Annotated in this window: 16 protein-coding genes and 1 tRNA gene; 13 read left to right on the top strand and 4 right to left on the bottom strand. The window is 65.5% G+C overall.

Features of this window, described 5'->3' with window-relative positions:
* Positions 1-50: 50 nt before the first annotated feature.
* Positions 51-1,982, bottom strand: coding sequence for a DNA topoisomerase (ATP-hydrolyzing) subunit B (gyrB, locus tag C491_RS18570; RefSeq protein ID WP_005559175.1), 1,932 nt, complete (start codon positions 1,980-1,982; stop codon positions 51-53).
* A 348-nt stretch (positions 1,983-2,330) separates the two neighbouring features.
* Between gyrB and C491_RS18565 the strand changes: the two genes are divergently transcribed.
* The 7 genes from C491_RS18565 to C491_RS18535 all read left to right on the top strand — a co-directional run bounded on the left by C491_RS18565 (position 2,331) and on the right by C491_RS18535 (position 11,063).
* Positions 2,331-3,566 (top strand): NRAMP family divalent metal transporter, encoded by a 1,236-nt coding sequence (locus C491_RS18565; RefSeq protein WP_005559174.1) that lies wholly within the window; start codon positions 2,331-2,333, stop codon positions 3,564-3,566.
* Between the two features lie 142 nt (positions 3,567-3,708).
* A complete protein-coding gene (locus tag C491_RS18560) occupies positions 3,709-4,488 on the top strand; it encodes a sulfite exporter TauE/SafE family protein (protein ID WP_005559172.1) in 780 nt (259 codons plus the stop codon).
* Between the two features lie 96 nt (positions 4,489-4,584).
* Positions 4,585-5,007 (top strand): universal stress protein, encoded by a 423-nt coding sequence (locus C491_RS18555; protein WP_005559170.1) that lies wholly within the window; start codon positions 4,585-4,587, stop codon positions 5,005-5,007.
* Positions 5,008-5,087: 80 nt separating this feature from the next.
* On the top strand, positions 5,088-6,335 hold the full coding sequence (locus tag C491_RS18550) for a hypothetical protein (RefSeq protein ID WP_005559169.1): 1,248 nt from the start codon (positions 5,088-5,090) through the stop codon (positions 6,333-6,335).
* Between the two features lie 79 nt (positions 6,336-6,414).
* The gene (locus C491_RS18545) at positions 6,415-7,464 is read left to right on the top strand and encodes a potassium channel family protein (RefSeq protein ID WP_005559168.1); all 1,050 of its coding nucleotides are present in this window, start codon (positions 6,415-6,417) and stop codon (positions 7,462-7,464) included.
* Between the two features lie 57 nt (positions 7,465-7,521).
* Entirely contained in the window at positions 7,522-9,975 is a 2,454-nt protein-coding gene (locus C491_RS18540) for a DNA topoisomerase VI subunit B (RefSeq protein WP_005559167.1), read from the top strand.
* On the top strand, positions 9,972-11,063 hold the full coding sequence (locus C491_RS18535; RefSeq protein WP_005559166.1) for a DNA topoisomerase IV subunit A: 1,092 nt from the start codon (positions 9,972-9,974) through the stop codon (positions 11,061-11,063). Before C491_RS18540 ends, C491_RS18535 begins: the two co-directional genes overlap by 4 nt.
* A 15-nt stretch (positions 11,064-11,078) precedes the next feature.
* Here the strand turns inward: C491_RS18535 and C491_RS22340 are convergent, their stop codons facing one another.
* From C491_RS22340 to C491_RS18520, 3 genes are all read right to left on the bottom strand, one after another.
* Positions 11,079-11,954 carry a zinc-ribbon domain-containing protein gene (locus C491_RS22340; RefSeq protein ID WP_049892343.1) on the bottom strand — a complete coding sequence of 292 codons (876 nt, stop codon included), beginning with the start codon at positions 11,952-11,954 and terminating at the stop codon, positions 11,079-11,081.
* A gap of 128 nt (positions 11,955-12,082) precedes the next feature.
* On the bottom strand, positions 12,083-12,781 hold the full coding sequence (locus C491_RS18525) for an MBL fold metallo-hydrolase (RefSeq protein WP_005559164.1): 699 nt from the start codon (positions 12,779-12,781) through the stop codon (positions 12,083-12,085).
* Positions 12,782-12,826: 45 nt separating this feature from the next.
* Positions 12,827-13,564 (bottom strand): fumarylacetoacetate hydrolase family protein, encoded by a 738-nt coding sequence (locus C491_RS18520; protein ID WP_005559163.1) that lies wholly within the window; start codon positions 13,562-13,564, stop codon positions 12,827-12,829.
* A 161-nt stretch (positions 13,565-13,725) separates the two neighbouring features.
* On the opposite strand from C491_RS18520, the gene C491_RS18515 reads away from it, so the two are divergent.
* The 6 genes from C491_RS18515 to C491_RS18490 form a co-directional block, all read left to right on the top strand.
* Positions 13,726-13,800 (top strand) — tRNA-Glu (locus C491_RS18515).
* Positions 13,801-14,649: 849 nt separating this feature from the next.
* Complete coding sequence (locus tag C491_RS18510; protein WP_005559162.1) at positions 14,650-15,495, top strand: SCO family protein; 846 nt, start codon at positions 14,650-14,652, stop codon at positions 15,493-15,495.
* A 2-nt stretch (positions 15,496-15,497) separates the two neighbouring features.
* Positions 15,498-16,040, top strand: coding sequence for a TlpA family protein disulfide reductase (locus tag C491_RS18505; RefSeq protein ID WP_005559161.1), 543 nt, complete (start codon positions 15,498-15,500; stop codon positions 16,038-16,040).
* Positions 16,037-16,708, top strand: a complete 672-nt coding sequence (locus C491_RS18500; RefSeq protein WP_005559160.1) for a cytochrome c biogenesis protein CcdA — start codon at positions 16,037-16,039, stop codon at positions 16,706-16,708. Before C491_RS18505 ends, C491_RS18500 begins: the two co-directional genes overlap by 4 nt.
* 100 nt (positions 16,709-16,808) lie before the next feature.
* Positions 16,809-17,231 (top strand): universal stress protein, encoded by a 423-nt coding sequence (locus tag C491_RS18495; RefSeq protein WP_049892340.1) that lies wholly within the window; start codon positions 16,809-16,811, stop codon positions 17,229-17,231.
* A gap of 191 nt (positions 17,232-17,422) precedes the next feature.
* The coding region (locus C491_RS18490; RefSeq protein ID WP_005559155.1) for a PAS domain-containing protein at positions 17,423-18,431 on the top strand (1,009 nt) is incomplete at its 3' end.

Raw genomic sequence — 18,431 nt, 5'->3', positions numbered from 1 at the left:
CTCGCTGCGTCTCGGTCTCGTCTTCGTGTAGTCTCGTGCATTCGATTACCTCAGATGTCGATCCACTCCGCCTCGGGAGCGTGGTCCTTGATGAACTGCTTGCGCGGTTCGACGGCGTCGCCCATCAGCACGGAGAACATCTTGTCCGCCGCGGCCGCGTCCTCGACCGTGATCTGCTTGAGGATTCGGTTCTCGGGGTTCATCGTCGTCTCCCAGAGCTGTTCGGGGTTCATCTCGCCCAGTCCCTTGAACCGCTGGACCTGGGTCGGATTCCCGTCGCAGACCTCCTCGACGATTTCGTCGCGTTCGGCGTCGGTCATCGCGTCGTAGGTCTCGCCGCGGTAGCGGATGCGGTACAGTGGCGGCTGGGTCGCGTAGACGTAGCCGCCCTCGAGCAGCGGTCGCATGTGCCGGTAGAAGAACGTGAGCATCAGGGTCCGGATGTGGGCGCCGTCGACGTCGGCGTCGGTCGCCATGATGATCTTCTTGTACCGCACGTCGTCGATGTCGAACTCGTCGCCGATCCCCGCGCCGATCGCGGTGATCATGTTGCGGATCTCGTCGTTCTCGAGGATGCGGTCCAGGCGGTGTTTCTCGACGTTGAGAATCTTCCCCTTGATCGGGAGGACGGCCTGGAACTCGGGGTTGCGGGCCTGCTTTGCGCTGCCGCCCGCGGAGTCACCCTCCGCGATGAACAGCTCGGCCTCCTCGGGGTCTTTCGTCTGACAGTCCGCGAGTTTCCCGGGGAGGGAGGTTGACTCGAGGGCGGACTTCCGGCGCGTGAGCTCCTCGGCCTTCTGGGCGGCCTTGCGGGCCTTCGCGGCCTCGACGGCCTTGAGGACGATCGCCTGGGCGGTGTCGGGGTGTTCCTCGAAGTAGGTGCCCAGCTGTTCGTGCATCGCGCCCTCGACGATTCCCCGAACCTCGCTGTTGCCGAGTTTCGTCTTCGTCTGGCCCTCGAACTGCGGGTCGGGGTGTTTGACCGAGATTACCGCGGTCAGTCCCTCGCGGATGTCCTCGCCCGTGAGGTTACCGTCGATGTCGCCGAGTAGATTGTTCTCGTTGCCGTAGTCGTTGACGACCCGGGTCAGCGCGGTCTTGAACCCGGTGAGATGGGTCCCGCCCTCGCGGGTGTTGATGTTGTTTGCGAAGGCGTGGATCGACCCCTGCAGGTCCTCTGTCGCCTGCATCGCGACCTCGACCTGGATATTCTGGTCCTCGTCCTCGAAGTAGATAACGTCGTCGTGCATCACCGAGCGCGTCTCGTTGAGATACTCGACGAACTCGCGGATACCGCCCTCGTACTCGTAGGTCTCCTCGATGACCTCGCCGTCCTCGGTCTCCTGGCGCTCGTCACGGAGGGTGATGCGAACGCCGGAGTTGAGAAAGGCGAGCTCCCGAAGGCGGTTCGACAGCGTCGAGAACGAAAAGTCCCTGGTCTCGAAGACGTCCGTGTCGGGCCAGAACGTGACCTCCGTTCCGGTCTCCTCGTCGTCGTCCATGTCGCGAGCGCGCTCCATGTCGCCGACGGGCTCGCCCGCCTCGAACGCGTGGCGAAAGACCGCACCGTCGCGTTTGACTTCCGCCTCGAGCCGTTCGGAGAGAGCGTTGACGACGCTGACGCCGACACCGTGGAGCCCACCCGACACCTGGTAGGACTTGTTGTCGAACTTCCCGCCCGCGTGGAGGACCGTCAGGATGACCTCGAGTGCGGGGCGCTCGTACTCGTCGTGGGTGTCGACGGGGATCCCGCGACCGTCGTCGGAGACGGTCACCGAGTCGTCGGCGTTGATGGTGACGGTGATGTCGTCGCAGTGACCGGCGAGGGCCTCGTCGATCGAGTTGTCCACCACCTCGTAGACGAGGTGGTGAAGCCCCCGCGCGTCGGTAGAGCCGATATACATCGCTGGTCGCTTTCGCACAGCCTCCAGGCCCTCGAGGACCTGGATCTGTCCGGCGCCGTACTCGCTTTCCTGGGACATGAGAAACCTGTTTTCGGGTAGCGCCCGGTTGGGTATAAAACTTCGCGTACGCGCGCGAGCGCGATGAGACGAATGTGGGGGTGTAATGGGTGTGTGGGGGGTGTAACGGGTGTTTGACGGCTATCGCCGGACCGTAAATGAGCGTCCGTCCCGATCGGCAGTCGACGAATGGTTGCACTTCTTTACTATCTTTCCGAACATACGCCATCTCAGGCTGTCTTCTCAAACGAATCCCGCCCGACGGTTCGGGTATGGTGATTCGGAATCCGATCCACGGCGAGCGGTTGTCGGAGAGTCGGCACCGAACGACGCTGACTCTCCAGCGCGATTCAGGGTGAGATTCGATCCATGGGCCAAACCAGTTCTGTCGTCGACGTGCCGTTCGAGCGGGCGAAGGAAACGGTTCACCAGTACGGGCTCGGGCTCCTGTTCGCAGCGAACATCTTCGGCGCCGGCTCCGTCTACATCCTGACCGAGGCAGGACTCCTGTTCGGATACGGCCTCCTGTGGGTGTTACCCCTCGGGCTCGGCGTCGGGCTGGCGATGCACGAAATGTCCGCGCGCCTGGCCGCCGAGGACCGTCCGCTAATGACCTACATCAGGGACGTTCTCGGGGAGCGGACCGCGAAACCGTTCGCGTTCGGGATCTCGTTTATCATGCAGTTCTGGAGCGTGGCCAACTACGCCCTCGCGGGGGCTGCACTCGTCTACCTCACGCCGCTGTCGAACCTGTACGTCGCGGTCATCGTCTCGGCAGCGCTGGGAATCGCACTGGTCGAACTCCGGGTCTACAGCCGGATCGAAGGCGTGATCGCGGCGCTCGTGTTCGCGATATTCGCCTCCTATCTCGTCATCGTGGCGAACCTCCAGCCGCCGGCGACGGGTATCGCCGGTGGGTTCGTCCCCGAGATCGTCGGGGACATCGAGTACATGACGATGATTATCGCGCTGCTCGGGACGACCGTCTACTACCCGAACTTCTTCATCCAGACGAGCATGCAACACGAGAAAAACTGGGACGTCTCGCGCTACCGGCGCGATCACACGGTCGGACTGGCGGCCGTCATCGCGCTCAGTGCGACCGTGATCGTCGCGGCCGCGATCTCGATGCCCGACGCCGACCTGGCGTTTACCACGCCCGCCGAACCCCTGGTCGAGATGATCGGCGAGTGGGTCCTCGGCCTCTTCATCCTCGCAGTCGGCGCCGCCTCCTTCAGCAGCGCCACAGGGACGCTGTTCGCCGCCGGATTCATGGTGCCCCAGTCCTCGGGGATCTCGACCCAGTTCGGCGATCTGCACTTCCGGCGCACCGTCCACTTCCTGATCGGACTCTCGGTCGCCCTGGCGATTCCGATCCTCGCCTTCACCGACTTCACGCCGGTCGATCTGGCACTGTTGATGCCCGCGGTCAACGGCGTCATCGGACTTCCGCTGACCGCGCTGGCGCTGTTCGCGGCCGTCCGCCGGTACTTCGAGCCGTCGCGGTTCGAGCAGGCGATCTTCCTGGCGGCTGTCGTCGTGCTGTTCCTCACGTCGCTCGTCACGGGCGAAGACCTCGCTCGCTCCGTCCTCGAGTTGCTGTAGCGGGCGAGGACGTTCGGCCGGGACTCCCGCCCGCTCCGCTGCTTCTCTCACGTCACCGGCGTCCCATCCCGACGGTATCGACGCTGGAGGTGCAATCGGAAGAGTCAGGTCTCCCGAGTTAATCGACCCGACAACGCTCCAGATGCTCGAGTTACCCTTCGGTTTCGCGCTCGCGTTGTTGCTCGTCTGTATCGCCTTTTTCTCCGGGATCGGCATCACTACCATCGGTCCGGGCGGCATCTTCGTGACGATCGCGCTCTACTCGCTGACGTCGCTGCCCTCGAGCCAGGTCGCCGGCACCGCCCACGCGACGTTCATCGTCACCGGGCTGGTCGGCAGCGTCGCCTACCTCTATTCCGGCGAGATGAAGACTGGTGAGAGCCGGGCGATCGCGATCGTCCTCAGCCTCTCGAGCGTCCTCGGCGCCCTGCTCGGCTCCCAGATCAACCCCCTCGTCTCGCGGTCGCTGTTCGGGATCCTGCTCGGCGGCGTCGCGATGACAGTCGGCGGGGTCATCCTCTACCGCGAGCGCCGGGGGTTCACGCCGATCGTCGACGTCGATCCGCTGACCCGGGAGGGACAGGTTGCGCTCGGCGGACTGGGGCTCGTCCTCGGGGTCGCCAGCGGCTTGCTGGGGATCGGCGGCCCCGTCCTCGCGGTGCCGGCGCTCGTGCTTGTCGGCGTCCCAATGTTGCTGGCCGTCGCGGTCGCGCAGGTCCAGTCGATCTTCATCGCGGTGTTCGCGACCGCCGGCTACGCCGTCCAGGGCGACGTCCTCCTCCCGCTTGCAGTCGTCGTCGGAACGCCGCTGTTGCTCGGCGTCGTCGTCGGCTGGAAGGTCGCCCACGTCGTCGATCCCGCGCGACTGAAGGTTGCCCTGGGCGTCGTCCTGCTCGGCGTCGGCCCGTACCTCGCGCTGTGACCGCTCGGACCCCGGGGGTTCGGGTCGGCGATCGCCCCTGCAACCTGTCGATCAGGTAGCAGACTCAAGAGGATCCCGGCCTAGCCTCCCGATAGCATGCCACCCCGGATCCTCGTTCCGTTCGACGGCTCCGAACCCGCTCGAGCGGCCCTCGAGTACGCAATCGAGCTGTTTCCGGACGGTGAGTTCCTCGCGTTGACCGTCGTCGACACCGACTCGCAGCCGGTGATCCCGAACGCGGCCGACGAGGCCGACGAGGAGTTCCAGGAGATCCGCGAGGAGGCCGACGAGCAACTGAGCGGTGCAGAGCGGATCGCGAGCGAGCACGGCGTCTCCCTCGAGAAGCGAAGTCGAATCGGCCCGCCGGCCCAGGAGATCATCGACTGCGCCGAGGAGGGTGCGTTCGACCACGTCGTGATGGGCAGTCGCGGTCGATCGGGTGTGACGCGACTCCTGCTGGGCAGCGTCGCGGAGACCGTCGTCAGACACTCGCCGGTTCCGGTGACCGTCGTTCGGTGACCGCGAGCGCGTGTTGGTCGGCCGGCGGTGGCCATTGCCGGCCCAACCGACTTCCAGTTCGCTCCGAAATCACCGGCAGAATGCTTCCGTACGTCGTCTTGGGCATCGCAGTACTCGTGGCAGCGGTCGGTCTCGAGCGCCTCTCCTATCGGGCGCTCGAGCGAAACCCCTCCGTCGCGACCGAGGAGTTCCCCGGGATCGATCGCGAACTGCTGGGCAAGTTCAGCAGCTTCGACGCCGAACTGGGCTGGGTTCCCCAGCCCGACCGGGAGAAACAGAAGGACACCGGCGACCACCTCCCCGGCGAGGAGGTCCGCAGCGTCGTCACCTACTCGACCGACGAGTACGGCAGCCGCGTCTGTCGCGCGAACGATCGGGACGAAGACGCCGACGTCACGGTGTCGACCTACGGCGACTCCTACTGTTTCTGCCGGGAGGTCGACGACGACGAGACGTTCCAGCACTACCTGTCCCAGGAACTCGACACCCACGTCGCCAACTACGGCGGGGGGAACTACGGACTCGACCAAGCGCTGATGCGGATGAAACGCCAGTACCCCGAGGAGGAGACCGACTACGTCTTCGTCGTGGTCACCGCCTCCTCGATCGCCCGCATCCTCTCGGTGTGGAAACACTACCAGGAGTTCGGCAACATCTTAGCGGTCAAACCCCGCTACACACTCGAGGACGGCGCCCTGAAGCGCATCGATAGTCCGATCGAGGAGAAGGAGGACCTGCTCGATCTGGAGTCGAAGGCCGACTTCCTGCGCGAACACGACTTCCACTACGACCACTGGTTCAAACCGCACCACGCCTCGCGGCCCTACACCGCGGACCTGCTCGACGACCCGGAGAACGTCCGCCACGCGTTCTGTGAGGGTGGAATCGAACTCGAGAAACGAACCGGGCGAGCGATCCCGGGGGTCGACTTCGACGACGCCAAAACTCGCACCGAACTGCGGATGGAACGGCCCCGAGTTCGCTACCACGAGCGGCTGTTCGACACCCACGAGGACCTGTTCGACGCCCTGATCGGGGAGTTCGTCGACTACGCCGACGAGCAGGAGTTCACCCCGGTGTTCGTGATGGTCCAGCAGCTCCGGTACGCGAAGTACGAGGCCGAGCACGGCCCGATCTACGGCGACCTCATGGAGCGACTCGACACCGAGTACGACGACCTCGAGACGGTCGACATGGCGACGCACCTCTCGGGCGGCGGCGACGTCGAGTCGCTGTACGTCGAGCGCGGCGAGGGCGGCCACTACAGCCCCCAGACCAACAGGAAGATCGCCCAGGTACTGGCCGACGTCGTCGAGGACGACCGGTAGCGCCGGGTCCGAATTCGTTCACCCGGCGGTGCAGTAACCGGGGTGTCGTTGACGGGGCTCGAGATCGTATCCTCGAGAAATGCAACCGCTGTACCTCGCGCTCGGGATCGTCGTGCTGATCGCGGTCATCGTGGATATCATCTGGACGACGCTGTGGGTCGACGGCGGCTCGGGTCCGCTCTCGGGTCGGCTGACGACGGCCGTCTGGCGCGGGCTTCGAATTCTGACCGGCGATCACTCGAAGGCGCTCAGCATCGCCGGGCCGCTGATCCTCACGCTGACGCTCGCGATGTGGATCGCGCTGCTGTGGTTCGGCTGGACGTTCCTCTTTGCCGGGGGTGACACCGCGCTCATCAGTCCCCAGACCGGCGAGCCTGCCGACTGGACGGGGCACTTCTACTACGTCGCCTACACCATGTTCACCAACGGAAACGGGGACTACTCGCCGACCTCGGGGACCTGGGAGATCGCGAGTTCCTTTACGACCGCGACGGGGATGGCTTTCGTTACGCTCGGCGTTTCCTACATCCTGACCGTTCTCGGCGCGGTCTCGGAAAAGCGGGCGTTCGCCAACAGCGTCACCGGGCTCGGCGAGCGAAGCGAGGAGTTCGTCCGTGCGGGCTGGAGCGACGAGAAGTTCGGCGGGCTGGATCTGCCCGTCGAGTCGCTGGCCTCGGACCTCTCCGAACTCGCGGATAAACACAAAGCGTACCCAATCCTTCACTACTACCACAGCGAGAAGGGCGAACGGGCCTCGGCGATGGCCGTCCCGATCTTCGACGAGGCGATGACGCTGTTTCGCTACGGCGTCGACGACGACACCCAGCTCAACCCGGCCCTGGTCGAGAACGCCCGCTCGAGCACGGATAGCTACCTTGACACGCTCGAGACCGCCTTTATCGAACCGGCCGACGAGGTCCCCCCGCAGCCGGACCTCGAGCGACTCCGCGAGGACGATATCCCGACGGTCGACGACGGGGAGTTCGAGGACGCCGTCGCGGAGCTGACCGAGCGCCGGCGGAACCTGCTGGGAGTCGTCCAGGCCGACGCGTGGCACTGGCCGCCGATCGGCGACGACGACTCGGTGCCCCGTCCCGACGACGCCGCCGAGGAGAGCGGCTCGCGATAGTTCACTTTCACCGCGGTAGCGTACGCCTTTTACCCTCGCCGTTTGTAGGGGGAGACGATGACGTCGTTCCAGTCGACACTCGGCGAAGAGTCGGGGATCGCCGAGGAGCTGGCCGAGAGCCAGCAAGCGATCTCCATCGCCGAGTTCTTCGAGAAGAACAAGCACATGCTCGGCTTCGACAGCGGTGCTCGAGGCCTCGTCACGGCCGTCAAGGAAGCCGTCGACAACGCTCTGGACGCCGCCGAGGAGGCCGGTATTCTGCCGGATATCTACGTCGAGATCCAGGAGTCGGGCGACTACTACAAACTGATCGTCGAGGACAACGGCCCCGGACTGACGAAGGAGTCACTCCCGAAGGTCTTCGGGAAGCTGCTCTACGGCTCTCGTTTCCACGCCCGCGAACAGTCCCGGGGTCAGCAGGGGATCGGTATCTCGGCTGCGGTGCTGTACTCCCAGCTAACCAGCGGGAAACCCGCGAAGATCACCAGCCGAACACAGGGCTCGAGCGAGGCCGAGTACTTCGAGCTCATCGTCGATACCGACGAGAACGAGCCCGAGATCAGCGTCGAGGAGACCACGAGCTGGGACCGTCCCCACGGCACCCGCATCGAACTCGAGATGGAGGGCAACATGCGCGCCCGCCAGCAGCTCCACGACTACGTCAAGCACACGGCGGTCGTCAACCCCCACGCCAGGCTCGAGCTCAAGGAACCGAACGCTCACTTCAAATTCGAACGCGGAACCGACCAGCTCCCCGAGGAAACCGAGGAGATCCGACCCCACCCTCACGGGGTCGAACTCGGCACCGTGATCAAGATGCTCTCGGCGACGGACTCCCAGACCATCTCCGGCTTTCTCCAGGAGGAGTTCACCCGCGTCGGGAAGAAGACCGCCGACTCGGTGATCGACGCGTTCCGCGACCGCCACTATGGCCGCGAGATGCGCTGGAGTTCTCCCGACGACACCGAAGACGTCGACATCGGGGCAGCGGTTTCCGACGCGACCGCGAACAAGGGCGCCGAGGCCACGGCCGCCTTCGCCGACGCCATCGCCGACGCCGTCGCGGACCGCGAGCGGGTCGCCCACTACCAACTGCTCGATCTCGTCGCCGAGGTGGCCGACGCCGTCGAAGATGAACACGGCACCGCCTTCGGCGAGACGGTCCAGGAGAACGCCGCCGACGCGGTCTGGAACGCGCTGATCGACGCCCCCGAGGAGACCGCCGATCCCGACGAGGACGCCGTCGCGGAGTCCCGTCTCGTCACCGACTGCTACGAGATCGCCGACGGGGCGACGAGCACCCGCAAGGACGACGCAGTGATCCACGGCTTCGCGAGCCGGCTCGCGGCGAAGTTCGAGGACGAGGACGACGATCGCCACCGCCTCACTCGCGCACAGCTCCGCGAGCACGTCGACCGCGCGGCCGCCCTCACGGAGGAGTACGACGAGGTGTCCTTCGGGGACACCGCTCGAGAGAACGTGACGGAGGCGGTCTGGGACCTGATGGTGACCGTCCCCGACGACCCACCGCTGGTCAGAGAGCTCGCGGGCGACCGCGACGCGACGAGCGAGCTCGTCGACGGGATGCGGGCGACTGACATCATGGCGCCGCCGACGCGGTGTCTCTCGCCGATCACCGACGACCTCATTCGGGCGGGCCTCGAGAAGGAGTTCGACGCCGAGTTCTACGCTGCAGCAACTCGGGACGCCGAGGTCCACTCCGGCGACCCGTTCGTCGTCGAGGCCGGTATCGCCTACGGCGGCGAGATTCCAGCCGAGGGTAGCGCCGACGTGCTTCGCTTCGCCAACCGCGTTCCGCTGGTCTACCAGCGCGGGGCGTGTGCGACGACCGACGTCGTCAAGTCGATCGGCTGGCGAAACTACGGACTCGACCAGCCCGGCGGCTCGGGGCTGCCCAACGGCCCCGCCGTCATCATGGTCCACGTCGCCTCGACGAACGTGCCGTTCACGAGCGAGTCGAAAGACGCCGTCGCCAACGTGCCGGCGATCGAGGACGAGATCGAACTCGCGATCCGCGAGGCCGCCCGCGAACTCAAGAGCTTCCTCAGCAAGCGCCGCTCGATGGAGAAACGCCGGAAGAAACAGAACGTCCTCGGACAGATCCTCCCGGAGATGGCCGAGAAGGTCGCGGAGGTCACGGATCGGGAGGAGCCCGACATCGACGACGCCATCGCCCGCATCATGAACAACGTGCTCGTCGAGCGCCACTGCGAGGCCAACGGCGACGGCCAGGCCGTCTCCGTGGTCGTCGAGAACCACTCGAGTACGAACGAGTCGCTCGAGGTCACCGACATCGTCTCGGCCGAACCCCGCGACCTCTCGGACGGCGCGACCGCCGTCGAGATGGACGGCGAGTGGTTCGTCAAGTGGGAACCCGAGGTATCGAGCGAGGACGAGGCCGTCCTCGAGTACGAGGTCGACGACGACGCCGCGTTCGACCTCGACGTGAAGGGCGTCGAAAGCGCGAAACTCACCGTAACAGATCAATGAGTGCAGACACCGACCAGCAGGCCCGAGAACAGCTGCTCGATCTCGCCGCGCAGTTCTACGACCAGTTCGAACTGGGCGAGATCCCCCACATGTCCGTGCCGACGCGGACCAAGAGCAACATCGAGTACGATGAGGAGAAGGCCGTCTGGGTGTACGGCGACCGCGAGTCGACCCGCTCGGCGAACTCCGTGCGCGGCGCCCGCAAACTGCTCAAGGCGGTCTACACGATCGAGTTCCTCGCGAACCAGCTCGAGCAGGATCGCTCCTCGACGCTGCGTGAACTGTACTACCTCTCCGAGAGCTGGGATAACAAAGAAGCCCAGTTCAACGATCAGGACGAGTCCAACGGGCTCATCGAGGACTTGGAGATCGTCTCGGGGGTCACCCGCGAGGATTTCCACATGCGCCCGGAGGAGTCCGGCGCGACGATTATGGGACCGCTGCACCTCCGCGAGCAGACCCGCCGCGGCGAGCGCGAGATCCACTGTCAGGAGGACGTTGGAGAGGGCGGCTACCAGATCCCGAACAACCCCGATACGATCGAGTTCCTCGACGCCGACGCCGACTTCATCCTCGCCGTCGAGACCGGTGGGATGCGCGACCGACTCGTCGAGAACGGGTTCGACGAGGAGTACAACGCCCTGATCGTCCACCTCAAGGGCCAGCCCGCACGAGCGACCCGTCGAATCACGAAGCGACTCCACGACGAGCTCGACCTTCCCGTCACCGTCTTCGCCGACGGTGACCCGTGGTCGTACCGTATCTACGGCTCGGTCGCCTACGGCTCGATCAAGTCCGCTCACCTCTCGGAGTACCTCGCGACGCCAGAGGCTCAGTACATCGGCATCCAGCCCGCCGATATCGTCGAGTACGACCTGCCGACGGATCCGCTGTCGGACTCGGACATCAACGCCCTGGAGAGCGAACTCGAGGACCCCCGCTTCCAGACCGACTACTGGGAGGAACAGATCGAGCTCCAGCTCGAGATCGGCAAGAAGTCCGAACAGCAGTCGCTGGCGGCTCGCGGGCTTGATTTCGTGACGGAGACGTATCTCCCCGAGCGTCTCAGCGAGATGGACGTCATCTGAGGGAGCCACTAGCGTTCAGCGTCGAAGCTCCGTTTCCCGTTCGCTCGTACTCGAGTCTTCGATCGGGATCGTGATCTCCTCGATCGTCGGCGAGCCGTCGGCTTCCGCGTTCGCACACCGCCTGCAGTAGGCGTTTCGCCCCTCCGACAGCGTCACCGGGACGCCGAGGACGTAGAACCCCTTCCGGTAGACGCGCTCGAGCCCGCGACCGACGGGATCGGTACAGGCCGCACAGGGGCGGTCGTAGTCGGTGATCGACCGCTCGTCGACCGTTCTGGCCGAGCCGTTCGTCGACGGAGAGCGTCGAAGCCCGAACCGGCGTCGAACGCCCGGAAACAGCCCCAGTCCGACGGTCGCGAGTCCGATCGCGGCCGCAACGAGAACCGGCGCGATCGTCGAGCCGGCGAGGAAGACGGCCGAGCCGACGAGGGCGAGCGCGGTTGCGAGACAGCCGGCCCCGGCGACCCGGCCCGCGATCATCCAGCTCGAGTCGGTCTCCGCTTCGTCGCTGGTCTGCTCGGCCCGCAACACCATTCGTTCGGCGTCGCCGACGTACCGGTAGGCGCCGTAGAGGGCGTTGCCCAGCCCCATCGTCCACCAGACGGTCAGCGCCGCGACGACGAGGTGGGCGTCGACGCTGCCGAAGGATCGCCGAACCATAACGACGTGGTCGCCGAAGTCGTGCTCGAGCTCCCAGCCGTCTCGCATCGCGGCCGCGACGCGTCGCTCGAGGGCGGGGCGAGCGTTCGGATCCGAGGACCCGTCGTCGCTGGTGGGACGACCGCAGTCCGGACAGAAGTTCATCGACGCCTCGAGTGCCGTCCCGCAGTGAGCGCAGTACAGCCCGCCAGTCGCGACCCGACTGCCTCCTCGCCGACGATCACCGCTCATACTCGAGGGGAGGGCGAGGACGACACTAACTCTTTGGAGGTATCAGTCGTCGGAAACGCTCGAGGGTGGGACGAAACCTGCAGAGCGGACGGTCGGTCGCTCGGTCGTCGGTCGTCTCGACGATCCGCTTACTCGTCCAGAACGACCGGAACCTGACGGCGTGCGACGTCGACGACGAACGCCTCGGGATCGGTCTCGAGCGCCTCGAACGTGTTGTAGTGAATCGGGAGGACGAGGCCCGGCCGCATCGTCCCCGCGAGTTCGGCCGCGTCGCGGCGGTCCATCGTAAAGGAGCCCCCGATCGGGGGCAGGAAGACGTCGACGGCCAGCTCCTCGTGGACTGGGAGAACGTCGGTGTCGCCGGGCCAGAAGGCGGTGACACCGTCGATCGTGACACCGAACCCGCATCCCTCGCCCTCGCGGTGGTAGGGCTCGCCCTCGTCGTCGGTGTACGGGCCGCCGGGTTCGTTGTACGCCTGGGTCGTGTACAGGTCGAGCGGGCCGAGCACGAACGACTCGTCGCCTCGTACCCGTTCGATCTCGTAGGGGAGCTCTTCGAGCCGTTCGTCGACCCGATCGATCTCGTCGGCGTCAATCGCCTCGTGGGCGACGACGATAGCGTCCTCGTGGGCCACCCGTCGAATCCCCTCGGGATCGTAGTGGTCGTCGTGGCTCACCAGAATCAGGTCGCCGTCGCGGGCGTCGTAGTCGTCGAGCACCCCGTACCGGCCGGGGTCGATGTAGACGACGGTCCCCATCTCGCCCTCGAGGCGAACCGTCGCGTAGCCGAGCCAGTCGATATCGACCGCGCCGTATCGAACAGTCATGGACGGTGATTGGTGAGGCGGGGCGAAAAGCGTTGGCGGTGTGGTTCAGGGTCGTCGGATCGAGTGCTCGAGCGTGCCGACGCCCTCGACTTCGATCTCGACGTCGTCGCCGTCCTCGAGCGGACCGACACCCTCGGGAGTTCCGGTCGCGATCACGTCGCCCGGCTCGAGGGTCATGTAGGTCGTGATCTCGGCGATCAGTTCGGGGATCGAGAAGATGAGCAGGTCGAGCGAGCCGTCCTGTTTCGTCTCGCCGTTCACGCGGGTTTGGACGGTCGCGTCGTCTGGCACCTCGTCGGGCGTCGCGAGCACCGGTCCCATCGGTGCCGCGCCGTCGAACGCCTTCCCGCGGATCCAGTTCTGTTCCTCGCGCTGGTCGTCACGGTTCGAGATGTCGTTGACGCAGGTGTAGCCCTCGACGACGTCCAGCGCCTCGCTCTCGGGGACGTGGCGACACTGCTCGCCGATGACGACGCCGAGTTCGGCCTCGTGGTCGATGCGTTCCTTGCCCGCGGGGGCGGTGACAGTGTCGCCGTGGGCTGCCAACGCGTTCGGCGGCTTCAGAAAGAGCAGCGGTCGATCCGGAACGTCGTTGCCCATCTCGTCGGCGTGGGCCGCGTAGTTCCGACCGATGCAGACCACCTTCGAGGGCTCGCAGGGCGGGAGGACGTCGATCTCGTCGTCCTCGAGCGCGTAGCTCTCGTTCGCGAAGTGGACGTGACCGCTCTCGAGTTCGCCCCGGCGGACGGCTCCAGCGGGGTCCCTGAATCGCACGTATTTCATGGCGGATCGGTCGTAGCCCGGCTCCAAAAGGATTGAGATGGCGGCGGGTATCGCAACGGGGGCCACGCTCGAGTGAAAGACTGTCTCTGAGTCAGGGTGTGCCACGACGGGCGCGGAACGGAACGTTTTTTACTAGGCCTCGGCAATCAAAGGATGCGTTAGCTCCGTTGGTGTAGTCCGGCCAATCATTTCGGCCTTTCGAGCCGATGACCTGGGTTCAAATCCCAGACGGAGCATTTTGCTGCGAACAACTCGTGAGCGGTAAATGCTGTATGTTGGGTTTGAAGTAGAGAACCGCGAGCACAGCGAGCGGTTCGCGTGGTTCAAATCCCAGACGGAGCTCTTTTCGGCGAACAACTCCGTGAGCCGAGAGTGTGGCCCTGGATTCGAACGAGAGAAACGCGAGCGGAGCGAGCGTTTTGCGTAGTTCAAACCCAGACGGGATATCCTTCTTACCCGCGAAAGAGAAGCACGTGTTCGTGCGAATCCGAGACTCTTCCGGCTCGAGCGGGAGACGGTTCATCGACGCGAAAAACGGGGACGACGAGGTCAGTAGTAGTAGAACTCGAGTTCGTGGCCGCAGTTGTGGCACTCGGTTTCCGTGCCGCGAAGGCGGTTGGGGGTTGGGCTTCCGAGACCGGACCCGGGCGGGAGGGATGCGTTTACGGTTCCGCTACACTGAGGGCAACCGACACGCACGTCCGGGTTGTTGGATTGTGACATACGTCGACGTACTCGGGACTCCGAAATAGTTATCCGAGTCGTAAGCTCCGGCACGTCGTGGGCACGGTGACGTTTCGCGACGTTTCACGGTCAGGCGTCCGATCGGTCGGACCGTTTTCGATCGGACTCCCGAACGCCCCGGAGAGAGTGGCGAGGGGAGTCGTTGCGGTCCGAGGCGGAGTTCGGTGAACGAATTAGGTGGCTGTTAGACAGTGACAATCAATGAATGTGGCGGGAGAGCGCGACCGAAACGGGCGGAGATGTTCGGGCAGGAAACCGGCGAGCGGGATCGAACCCATCGATATGTGGGTTTTCACGGGTGAACCAACGAGCATTTGACGCCCCGCTCCTACGACTCGAGTATGAAGCGACGCGCGTATCTGGGAACGCTGGGGGTTGCCGGAATGGGGGGACTGGCAGGGTGTCTGGGCGATCTCCCAGTCGTCGGCAACAGCGAGACGGCGCTGGGCGAACCCGAGCAGTCTCGTGGTAACCCGTCGCACCCGATCCACGGCGACGAGTTTCCGACGTTTACGCTTCCGGACCCGCACGCGGGACGGGAGGTCTCGCTCGAGGAGTTCGAGGGCGAGCGCGCGTACCTGCTGACGTTCATCTACACGTCGTGTACCGACGAGTGCGGCGTTCTGACGAACCTGCTGGGACTGGTTCAGGAGGACGCCGTCGAGGAGGGGTACGAGGACGACGTCGCCCTGCTGGCGATGACGTTCGATCCCGAAACCGACAGCCCGGAGGCCCTACAGGAGTACGGCGAGCAGTACGGCGTCGACTACGAGGCCGAGAACTGGCACTTCCTCCGACCGGAAACCGAGGAGGAGGCGATGGAGCTACTCAACGAGGAGATCGGCGTCCCAGCACAGATCGGTAACGGGGACGATCACGACGAGGAAGCACACGACGATCACGATAACCACGACGACGGATCGCACGACGACGGCCACGCTGATCACGACGAAGACGCAGAGCACGACGACGATCACGGAGACGACGAGGACGACGGCCACGACCACGGCGACGGCGAAGACGATGACCACGACCACGACGATCACGACCAGGAGATCCACTACTACATCGTCTTCCTCGTCAACGAGCAGGGGATCGTCGAGCGGTCGTACCCGAACGTAACCGACGACCGCGAGGAGAACCGTCCGCAGGCGATCATCGACGACGTCCGGACGGTGGTCGAGTAACGATGCGGCGTCGGGACGTCCTCGCCGGAGTCGCGAGCGCGGGAACGCTTGCTGGCGCCGGAGCGCTTGCGGTGTACGGCATGCCGGACGACGAGGACGACGAGGAGCCCCGACACGATCCCGTGACGATCGACACCGTCGAGGCGGCCGGCAGCAACGACGGCACACAGCAGATCCCCGCCGAGGGTTCGGTTACGTTCGTCGACCTGTTCGCGACGACCTGCGGAACGTGCAAAGAACAGATGCCCGCGCTGGGCGAGGCCTACGACCGCGTCGGCGACGACGTCACGTTCGTCTCGGTTACCAACGAGAACGAGGAACAGGTGCCCGACGCGGAGATCGCTGACTGGTGGGACGAGTACGACGGCCACTGGCCGGTCGGCCGGGACGCGACCTCGGATCTGATCGTCCACTACGGCTCGGGGACGCCGATCGGCGTCCTCTTCGATTCCGACGGGATCGTCAGGTGGGAGGAGTCGGGCCGAAAGGAGAGCGACGAGATCGTCTCTCGCATCGAGGACGTTCTCGAGTCCGAGAGCGAATGATCGACGCGGCGCTGTTGTCGACGCTCGCGTTCGCGCTGACCGCCGGCGTCTTTACGTTCTTCTCGCCGTGTGCCTACCCCCTGCTGCCCGGCTACGTCGGCTTCTACGTGAGCCAGACCGACGCCGAGGAGTCGTCGCTCTCGAGGGCGGTCGGGCGCGGTCTGGTCGCCGGCACTGGCGTTCTCGCTACGTTCGGTCTCCTGCTCGGCGTCGCGTTCTGGATCGGTCACTCGGTGCTCGCGGACATCACGATTTTCGAGGCGCTCGTCGGGATCGCCCTGATCGGCTTCGGGGTGCTCGTTCTCTTCGACCGCGCGCCCTCGCTGTCGGTCGCGCTGCCGAAACGCCGATCCGGGACTCTCGGCTTCGGCCTCTTCGGCGCCGGCTACGCGCTGGCCGCAGCGGGCTGTGTCGCACCCGTGTTTCTCGGCGTAGTCGCCAGCGCGGCCGCGCTGCCGGCGGCGTCGGGGGCGCTGGTGATCGGAACCTACGTCGGGATCGTCGTTCTTCTCATGGTTTCGCTGACGGTCGCGACCGGGATGGGGCTCGCCGCGGGTGCGGGTCGACTGTCGGCCTACGGCGACACGCTCCGACGAGTCGCCGGAGTGGTGATGATCCTCGCCGGTATCGGACAGCTGTACGTCGCCTTTTTCCTCGACGTCCTCTGAGGCCGGGTTCCCTCCCCGTCTCCGTTTCTCGAGCCAGCGAACACCCTGGCAACTGCAGGTATGAAACGTATTCGACAGTGTGCCGAATGCCGAGACGAAAATGTACCAGGAACTCTTGCTCGCAACCGACGGCAGCGACGGCGCTCAGCAGGCGGCCGATCACGCGATCGAGCTCGCTCGCCAGATGGATGCGGACCTGCACGTCGTTTCGGTCTCCGAGGACGGCCCCCACGCCGAGACGAAGCGCGACCAGATGCGGACCGACCTCGAGGACCAGGCCGCCGAGGCGATCAAACAGGTCGAAGAGAAGGCCGCCGGTCACGGGATCGAGGTTAGAGAGACGATCCGCCACGGCGTTCCACAGGAGGAGATCGTCGACGTCGCCGAACAACACGGTTCCGATCTGATCGTCGTCGGCACCGTCGGCCGGTCGGGGCTGGACCAGCTGATCGTCGGCAGCGTCGCCGAGGAGGTCGTCCGGAACGCACCGGTACCGGTCGTCACGGTCCGAGACCAGAGCTAGCGACGACTACGAAGCGGTCGCTTGGGACGTAATGGATCGCTACCGACGGCTACGGAAGCGATAATTAACTCCGCCGGAACACGAGGGGAGCCAACTGTGGCCTCCCGTCAGGCAGCCGATTCGCGGGCGATCGTCCGTTCGTTCTCCCGACGCTCGAGTCCCCGGAGAGCCGCCGGTTCGGAGGCAACCCGATGAGCCGAGCCGGCTCGACGCTCGAGCCGCTGTGCCGGGTGCTCGTTGTCGGCGCCTCCGAACCGATCGTCTCGGTGGCGGAGACGGTGACGGCGGGGTTCGACTCCGTCTCGCTGGTCCGGGAGCGAACCGTCTCGAGCGCCATCGCCCGCCTCGGGACGGTCGACGTCCACTGCATCGTCTGCGAGTTCGAGCCGAACCGGGATCGCCCGCCCCTCGAGCAACTCCGCCGGGAGACCGACTCCGGCGATCCCGTGCCGATCGTCGCGGTCACGGACGCTCCCGTCGACGCGCTCGGGGCCGGTGCGGCCGACGTCGTCGACCCCGCCGATGCCGACCGGGTCGTACTCGCCCGACTCGAACGCATCCTCGAGAGCGAACGAAGCCGGCAGGCGGACGGCTCGAACTCGAGAGACCGGTCGATACTCGAGGGAGCCACCGCCGTCGTCTGGGTGATCGAGCCAAACGGCGAGATCACGTACGCGAACCCGGCAACCGACGCCGAACTCGACGTCCCTCCGGACGAACTCGAGGGACGGATGCTGACCCGAGCGATCCATCCAGACGACCGGGACGACGTTCGCGAGGCGCTCGCGGCGACTCTCGAGGGGGCGTTCGGCGCCTCGGCGCGCGTGACGGCCAGAATCGGTCGACCCGATCGAACGTGGCGGTCAGCGGAGCTTCGGACGGTAAACCGGGTCGAGGATCCCCGCCTCGAGGGGGTCGTGGCGACCGTCCGCCCGACGGGTAACGTCGAGCCGTCGGATCGGGACGCGTCGATCCTCGATCGGATCACCGATCCGGTCTTCGAGATCGGCGACGACTGGAGACTTCGGTACGCCAACGCCGCAGCGACCGACCTGCTCGAGGGTGATCCGAGTCCGGGAACCCCACTCGATGGGTTGCTCCCCGAGGCGCTTCGTGAGCCGTTACTCGAGGCCGTTCGAGCGGTTCGGACGGGCGAGAGGGCGACGACCCTCGAGCTCGAGACCTCGAATCGACAGGGGG

It is taken from the genome of Natronococcus amylolyticus DSM 10524 (assembly GCF_000337675.1).
Classification (GTDB): Archaea; Halobacteriota; Halobacteria; order Halobacteriales; family Natrialbaceae; genus Natronococcus; species Natronococcus amylolyticus.
This window is presented reverse-complemented; position numbering and strand designations above follow the sequence as displayed.

Excerpts from the sequence above, each read along its gene's own strand:
- C491_RS18510 (WP_005559162.1), top strand. The coding sequence starts at position 14,650 with ATGAAGCGACGCGCGTATCTGGGAACGCTGGGGGTTGCCGGAATGGGG.
- C491_RS18505 (WP_005559161.1), top strand. The coding sequence starts at position 15,498 with ATGCGGCGTCGGGACGTCCTCGCCGGAGTCGCGAGCGCGGGAACGCTT.
- C491_RS18535 (WP_005559166.1), top strand. The coding sequence starts at position 9,972 with ATGAGTGCAGACACCGACCAGCAGGCCCGAGAACAGCTGCTCGATCTC.
- C491_RS18500 (WP_005559160.1), top strand. The coding sequence starts at position 16,037 with ATGATCGACGCGGCGCTGTTGTCGACGCTCGCGTTCGCGCTGACCGCC.
- C491_RS18550 (WP_005559169.1), top strand. The coding sequence starts at position 5,088 with ATGCTTCCGTACGTCGTCTTGGGCATCGCAGTACTCGTGGCAGCGGTC.
- C491_RS18495 (WP_049892340.1), top strand. The coding sequence starts at position 16,809 with ATGTACCAGGAACTCTTGCTCGCAACCGACGGCAGCGACGGCGCTCAG.
- C491_RS18545 (WP_005559168.1), top strand. The coding sequence starts at position 6,415 with ATGCAACCGCTGTACCTCGCGCTCGGGATCGTCGTGCTGATCGCGGTC.
- C491_RS18565 (WP_005559174.1), top strand. The coding sequence starts at position 2,331 with ATGGGCCAAACCAGTTCTGTCGTCGACGTGCCGTTCGAGCGGGCGAAG.
- C491_RS18520 (WP_005559163.1), bottom strand. The coding sequence starts at position 13,564 with ATGAAATACGTGCGATTCAGGGACCCCGCTGGAGCCGTCCGCCGGGGC.
- C491_RS18560 (WP_005559172.1), top strand. The coding sequence starts at position 3,709 with ATGCTCGAGTTACCCTTCGGTTTCGCGCTCGCGTTGTTGCTCGTCTGT.
- C491_RS18525 (WP_005559164.1), bottom strand. The coding sequence starts at position 12,781 with ATGACTGTTCGATACGGCGCGGTCGATATCGACTGGCTCGGCTACGCG.
- C491_RS22340 (WP_049892343.1), bottom strand. The coding sequence starts at position 11,954 with ATGAGCGGTGATCGTCGGCGAGGAGGCAGTCGGGTCGCGACTGGCGGG.
- C491_RS18540 (WP_005559167.1), top strand. The coding sequence starts at position 7,522 with ATGACGTCGTTCCAGTCGACACTCGGCGAAGAGTCGGGGATCGCCGAG.
- gyrB (WP_005559175.1), bottom strand. The coding sequence starts at position 1,982 with ATGTCCCAGGAAAGCGAGTACGGCGCCGGACAGATCCAGGTCCTCGAG.
- C491_RS18555 (WP_005559170.1), top strand. The coding sequence starts at position 4,585 with ATGCCACCCCGGATCCTCGTTCCGTTCGACGGCTCCGAACCCGCTCGA.